Consider the following 5,255-nt stretch of genomic DNA (forward strand, 5'->3'; position numbering starts at 1 on the left):
CAACGTCAGCTCACCAGAACGGGAGGCGTAAAAACGGCGCAACAGATTTTTGGCTATCTGCAGGCGGTAATCTGCTGTAGCGCGGAAGTCGCTCAACGGTTTGAAGTCCTGCTCCAGCGCGGCGCAAGCCTGTTCAACAGACGCCAGCGTCAGCGGTTTACCCGTCAACAGTTGCTCGCTGTGGCTGGCGCGTTTGGGAATTTCAGCCATCCCGCCAAAGGCGATTCTGGCCTCAGTCACCACGCCAGCGCTGTCGGTATCCACCAGCAAAGCAGCAAATACCGCCGAGATATCGTCTTCAAGGCGCTTGGACACTTTCCATGCGGCGAAAGCCTGTGACGTTGTCACTTTAGGAATGACAATTGCCCGGATAAACTCCCCTTCCTGTAAGGCCGTTTTACGGTAGGACTGAAAGAAATCTTTCAATGGCAAACGGCGAACAGACTGGCCTTTTTGCAGCTCCAGTGAGGCATTAAGGGCCAGTAACATCGGCGGTGTATCACCAATCGGTGAACCATTAGCGATGTTGCCGCCAAGCGTGCCCTGATGACGGATTTGCAGTGAGGCAAACCGCTCCAGCATCTCTGAAAACGGCGGGATGTGGTCGGCCAGCAGCTGATAGCAGTGATGCAAAGAAGCTCCTGCTCCCAACACAATCTCCTGTTCGCCGATTTGGCAAGCCTTGAGTTCGTCAACCTGCTCAAGGGCAATCATCATCGGCAGCGGTTTGTAGAATTGCGTGACCTGCAATGCCAAATCGGTGCCGCCGGCCAGCAGTTTCGCCTGCGGGTTTTCCAGCAGCAGATCCGCTAACTGTGACAGGGTTTTTGGCACATAGCAGCTGTTGCCTTTGGCAGTCAGTAGCTGCACATCAGCATTTTTCAACGCGCTAAGGCGTTTCGCGGTCTGCGCACGTTGCTGCTGGAAGCTGTCAACTTCAGGCTGTTCGCAAGCCTGGCGTGCCGCATCCACAATCGGGCGATACCCCGTACAGCGGCACAGATTGCCTGCCAGCGCCTGTTCAGCCTGTTTATGTTGCCAGCCATTGCTGTTTTTTTGCAGGGTGAACAGAGACATAACAAAGCCGGGCGTGCAGAAACCACACTGAGAAGCGTGACAATCCACCATCGCCTGCTGGACCGAGTGCAGTTTGTTACCCTGTTTTAAATCTTCCACGGTGATCAGCTGTTTGCCCTGCAGGCTGCTGACAAACGTCAGGCAGCTGTTGGCGGTTTCATACACCATTTCGCCGTTTTCTACCCGGCCAAGCGTCACCGTGCAGGCGCCGCAGTCACCAGAGGCACAGCCTTCTTTGGTGCCGCTGCGGCGTTGGTTCTGACGCAGATAATTCAGGACGGTCAGATTAGGATCCAGCGACGCTTCGGTCACCAGCGTCTGATTCAGTAAAAATTGGATCATGCCGCTTTCTCCTCGCTGTGGGCCTGCCAGACGCATTGCCCGTTTACCCAGGTTGCCGCAATATTGCGATCGTCGCCCAACGTCATCAGCACAAAGAGTTTTTCCCAGATATCTTTGCTGTTGGCATGGCGCATTTGCTGTAAGGCGGAAACAGCCGGGTCCAGCACCACAAAATCGGCTTCTTTTCCCGCGGTAAAATTGCCAATGCGGCTGTCCAGATCCAGCGCGTGTGCACCGCCAAGCGTGGCATGATAGAAGGCTTCACAGGCGGCCAGTTTGTAGCGCTGTAGCTGACCCACTTTGTAGGCCTCACCCAATGTCTGCAACATATTAAAGGTCGTCCCTGCACCAACATCGGTCCCGATGCCCATTTTCACCCCTTTTTCCCAACAGGTTTTCAGGTCAAACAGGCCGCTGCCCAAAAACAGGTTTGAGGTGGGACAGAAGGCCACGGCAGAATCCGTTTTATGCAGGCAATCCCACTCTTCACCTTCCAGATGCAGGCAGTGGGCAAAGACGCTGCGGCGGCCCGTCAGCTGATAAGAGTCATACACATCCAGATAGCTTTTATGTTCCGGGTACAGCGACTTCACCCACTCGACTTCCTGCGGGTTTTCGCTCAGATGGGTGTGCAGCCAGGTATCCGGATATTCGGCTTTCAGCTGCTTCACCTTGTTTAACAGCTCCGGAGATGAGGTTGGCGCAAAGCGCGGCGTCAGCGCATAGCTGAGGCGTCCCCGGTTGTGCCAGCGCTCAATCAGCTCCCGCGTTTGCTGGTAACTCTGCTCAGGCGTTTCAGTCAGGTACTCAGGTGCATTGCGATCCATCATCACCTTACCGGCAATCAGCCGCATACCCAGCCCTTCTGCGGCGCCAAATAGCGCATCAACCGATTCAGGATGGACGGTGCCAAACACCAGCGCGGTTGTGGTGCCATTGCTCAGCAGCTGATGCAGGAAGAAAGCCGACATTTTGGCTGAGTGCTGCGGGCAGTGATACTGGCTCTCTACCGGGAAAGTGTACTGCTGCAGCCACTCCAGCAGTTGTTCGCCGTAGGCCCCGATCATTTCGGTTTGCGGATAGTGAATATGGGTATCGACAAACCCGGGGACGATCAGTTTGCCTCGGTAATCGAGTACATCGGTGTCGCTTGCGAGTTGAAGACGCCCTTCCTCCCACGGCTGCAGGGAAACGATCTCGCCGCCGTTCAGCAGCAATAACCCGTCTTCAATAGAGCGAGCCTGTTCGGGAAGTTGCGTCGGTGTGTCCACAACCGCAGTGATATCAAAAAAACTTCCGCGAATAGCTTGAGTATAAGTAACTGACATAGCGATTCCTTGGGAGAAAGAGTTCACCTCTCTCTTTTGTTATTGCAGGTGATGACCTTCATTTCAAATTGCAATTGTTATGCCAGGTCATTCAAATCCTAACTTACCTTTATAATCAATAAGTTATTTCAATAGCATGACAAGGTTATTTCACTTTTCCAGGTAATCGTATGCGCAATCGGTTGCTTACCTTCGCAAACGGTTGCATTGCAGAATTATTGCTTTGCCACGGCCTGAAGGGCTGTTTTGCTGAACAATAACGCACTAAAACAAGGCGGTTCGCTGGTGAAGTCGCACCATCACCGTGCACTCTCTCTGAATATATAAATCATAACCTTTTCGTTCTTATCACCTTCACAGGGAAATGGTAAGGTGGCTGAATTCGAAAAAACGTTGAGGAACAGTGAGATGATTGTATTTGTTACTGGTGCCACCGCAGGCTTTGGCGAAGATATCACCCGCCGCTTTATCGCTCAGGGCCATAAAGTGATTGCGACTGGCCGCCGTCAGGAGCGTTTACAGGCTCTTAAAGAAGATCTGGGTGAGAATGTCTACACCCTGCAACTCGACGTGTGCAACCGTGCTGGCATCGAAGAAGCGCTGGCAAGCCTGCCTGCAGAATGGCGCAACATCGATGTCCTGGTGAACAACGCCGGTCTGGCGTTAGGGATTGAGCCAGCGCACAAAGCCAATGTTGATGACTGGGATCTGATGATCGACACCAACAATAAAGGTCTGGTGTATATGACCCGCGCGGTGTTACCAGCCATGGTCGAACGTAACGTTGGGCATATCATCAATATTGGCTCTATTGCAGGCAGCTGGCCTTATGCGGGCGGCAACGTTTATGGCGCTACCAAAGCTTTCGTGCGTCAGTTCAGCCTGAACCTGCGCGCCGATTTGCACGGTACTGCGCTGCGTGTCACCAATATTGAACCAGGTCTGGTAGGCGGCACCGAGTTTTCTAACGTGCGCTTTAAGGGTGACGATGCCAAAGCAGACAGCGTGTATGACGGCGCGGAGCCGTTAACCGCAGAAGATGTCACTGAAGCGGTATTTTGGGTGGCTAACCTGCCTAAGCACGTCAACATCAATACGCTGGAGATGATGCCAGTCGGTCAGACTCTGGCTGGGTTGAAAGTGCATAAAGGGTAAGATCTGATGGGGTGAAGTGCACTGCTTTGCCCTGCTTCAGGTTTTCAAGGTCAAAACCGGCTGCGATGCAACGGCAGCCGGTTTGGCCTTACCGCAACACCGCAACGGCCTCGCTTAACTCACGATCTCATCCATTGCCTGCTGAATGCGCTTTTCTGACACCGGATAAGGCGTGCCTAACTGCTGGGCAAAATAACTGACCCGCAGCTCTTCTATCATCCAGCGAACGTCTTTCACGTCTTCATCTTCCCGGCGAACCGGCGGCAACTTGTTATACCAGGTTGACCAGGTCTGCTGAATTTTCTCGATCTTCAGCATTCTGGCGCGATCGCTGTGTGGATCGATCGGCATTTTTTCCAGACGGCGCTCCATCGCAGTCAGGTAGCGCAAGGTATCGGACAAGCGCTTCCACCCGTTCTGGGTGACAAAACCTTTATAAACCAACCCACCTAACTGAGCCTTAACATCAGACAGCGCCAGCGCCATAGACATATCCACGCGCCCTTTCAGACGTTTGTTGATACTGAATACGGCTGTGAGGATTTGCTCGACCTTCCTGGCAATATCAACCACGGTGTCGTTCAGCTCCGCACGGACTTTATCGTGCAGTTTGCTGTAGCCCGCTTCCTGCCAGGTTGGCCCGCCGTGTTCATCAATCAGTTTATCTACGCCACAGGCAATACAGTCATCAATCAGGTCCAGCACCTTGCCATAAGGGTTGAAATAGAGCCCCAGCTTGGCTTTGTTCGGCAGCTTTTCATGCAGATATTTGATCGGCGAAGGAATATTGAGTAACAGCAGACGTCGCTGCCCACGCCACATGGCTTTTTGCTGCTCATGCTGCGAGTCAAACAAGCGGATCGCCACGCTGTCCTTCTCATCCACCAACGCTGGCCAGGCCTTCACGCTGTAATTGCCGCGCTTCTGCTCGAAATGATCGGGCAGGTCGCCAAAGCTCCAGATATGCAAACCGCTCTGTTCCAGCCCATCATCAGCCACCAGCGACAGGGTTTCCTGCACTTTGCCTTTCAGAGCCACTTTCAACGCGGCCAGATCGCGCCCTTCATTCAGCTTACGGTTATTTTCGTCCACCACCCGGTAAGTGATTTTCAGGTGATCGGGCACCTGATCCCACTGCCAGGCTTCACGGTCAATCGTTATGCCCGTCATCCGCCGGAATTCGCGCTCCAGCGCCTCCAGCAGCGGCAGCTCCAGGGGTGTTACCCGGCCAAGGAAAGCTTCCGCATAATTGGGGGCAGGCACCAGATTACGGCGAACAGGTTTAGGCAACGATTTGATCAGCGCGATGATCAGCTCACGCCGCACGCCGGGGATTTGCCACTCAAACCCGTG

The 5,255-nt window shown here is 53.7% G+C and carries 4 protein-coding genes; 1 reads left to right on the forward strand and 3 read right to left on the reverse strand.

The window, feature by feature from the left end:
- On the reverse strand, window positions 1–1,419 hold a 1,419-nt coding region (gene xdhA / locus WCC56_RS11050; protein ID WP_424692418.1), incomplete at its 3' end, for a xanthine dehydrogenase small subunit.
- Window positions 1,416–2,747, reverse strand: a complete 1,332-nt coding sequence (gene guaD / locus WCC56_RS11055) for a guanine deaminase (protein WP_424692419.1) — start codon at window positions 2,745–2,747, stop codon at window positions 1,416–1,418. The genes guaD and xdhA, both read right to left, overlap by 4 nt.
- Before the next feature lie 408 nt (window positions 2,748–3,155).
- Between guaD and ydfG the strand changes: the two genes are divergently transcribed.
- Window positions 3,156–3,902, forward strand: a complete 747-nt coding sequence (ydfG, locus tag WCC56_RS11060) for a bifunctional NADP-dependent 3-hydroxy acid dehydrogenase/3-hydroxypropionate dehydrogenase YdfG (protein ID WP_424692420.1) — start codon at window positions 3,156–3,158, stop codon at window positions 3,900–3,902.
- Window positions 3,903–4,016: 114 nt separating this feature from the next.
- On the opposite strand, the gene WCC56_RS11065 is transcribed toward ydfG, so the two are convergent.
- A partial coding sequence (locus WCC56_RS11065) for a DUF3418 domain-containing protein (RefSeq protein WP_424692421.1) occupies window positions 4,017–5,255 on the reverse strand: 1,239 nt, incomplete at its 5' end.

Origin of the sequence: Erwinia sp. (assembly GCF_049696395.1) — a bacterium.
In the GTDB taxonomy this organism is placed as follows: domain Bacteria; phylum Pseudomonadota; class Gammaproteobacteria; order Enterobacterales; family Enterobacteriaceae; genus Erwinia.

What these genes read in the sequence shown, in the direction of transcription:
- guaD (WP_424692419.1), bottom strand. Translation starts at nt 2,747, where the DNA reads ATGTCAGTTACTTATACTCAAGCTATTCGCGGAAGTTTTTTTGATATC.
- ydfG (WP_424692420.1), top strand. Translation starts at nt 3,156, where the DNA reads ATGATTGTATTTGTTACTGGTGCCACCGCAGGCTTTGGCGAAGATATC.